This window comes from Streptosporangium sp. NPDC002721 (genome assembly GCF_042888905.1).
In the GTDB taxonomy this organism is placed as follows: Bacteria; Actinomycetota; Actinomycetes; order Streptosporangiales; family Streptosporangiaceae; genus Streptosporangium.
Genome location: NZ_JBIAQI010000096.1, coordinates 1 through 1,345 on the forward strand (window position 1 = coordinate 1; position 1,345 = coordinate 1,345).

The following is a 1,345-nucleotide window of genomic DNA, read 5'->3' on the forward strand; positions in this document are numbered from 1 at the left end:
CTCGGCCAGCTCAGCCCGATCGACTACGAGAAGACGATAGATAGCCTGAAGTCTGCCGCCTGAAATCGGTGTCCACGTTTATGGGGGAAGCCCCGGATGTCCGGAAGAGCCGGGGTTGTGAGATCAACCGTGACATGAAAAGGCAGGATGGGTTCGCCATCCCTTGCCCGGCTCCGCGAATTCTTCGCGTTCCCCAAGAAACGTGAGGTCAGTGCCAGTAGTCGCGTTCCGGCAGACGCAGCCACACGTCGGGCGGCCCAGTGACCGCGCGCGCGTCAGTCAGCCGCAGACCGGCGTAGGCACAGGAATAGGCAGCCGCACGGTATCGGTAGAGGTAGGAGAGCAGGACCTCCAGGGGTGCGTCGTCCTCCCAGGGAGCTCCGCCGGGATGCAGGTCCCAGCCGGCGATCTCGCCGTCGCGAGCGATGCTGCCCTGGTTGCCGCTCTTGGGGTTGGCGTAAAGGCCGTAGTAGACGGTACCTACGGACAGGCGCTTGCTGACGCCGGGCGTCTGCGGCATGTACCCCCACGGCTGGGTGACGACGCAGCCACCGGGTACGTCGGTAACGCCGACGAAAGCCATCGACTCCTCGCTGAAGGGGTCGATCTCGTCGAGGAACTCTTCGGGCTCGACGATCTCGACCGTTGCCTCCAGCCGCCGCGTCACCTCAGCAGCGTCGATCCCGGCCACACACGCCAGCCCTGTGCCGTCGTAATAGAGATCGCCCAGCGCTGTCCTCAGACGCTCGGCCTCCGCCACCGCGGCGGCCTCGTCATTCGTCAGTCCGTTCGTTCCGATGGGGCGGTCGAACAGGCCGGGTTCCGGCCCGGCCAGGCTGAGACGCCCGGGTGACCAGCCGCTCATCATCGGCTTCCAGGGGTCGGCCCCAGCGAACACCAGGGCGCGGGCGTTGTCGTGGTGGCCCTCGTACACAGCGACCCAGAGAGCGGTTCGGCCCTCGTACATGGCGTCGACGTTCTCCACACGACCGGCCAACTCTGCGACCTCCTCGGGCGAACCGTCCTCGGCCGCATCGTGCAACGACGACTCATCTTCGTACATGCCTTTAGCTCCCTTCGAAGGTGACATGAAGGACACACCACGGCACCGACAAATATCGCCAACGAAGATCCATGGGAGCGGAGCGGATCCGACCTGGTCTCTCGAAGCCGCGTCCGGAGGAAGGTGAGAGTCATAGTCGACCTGAGGAAACTCCTTCAAGATCGTCCCGCTCATGTATCTCGATCACTGAACGTTTTTCATCCCTTGGCAGCAGGCTGCTGGTCACAGCGTGATCGCAAGGTTGACGTTCACCTGACGACATAGAGAAACCCCTGGTAGACG

Annotated in this window: 1 protein-coding gene; it reads right to left on the bottom strand. The window is 63.7% G+C overall.

The features are described 5' to 3' along the window. Positions 1-208: 208 nt before the first annotated feature. Positions 209-1,063, bottom strand: a complete 855-nt coding sequence (locus tag ACFYWM_RS44710) for an ankyrin repeat domain-containing protein (RefSeq protein WP_389928000.1) — start codon at positions 1,061-1,063, stop codon at positions 209-211. Between the last annotated feature and the right edge of the window lie 282 nt (positions 1,064-1,345).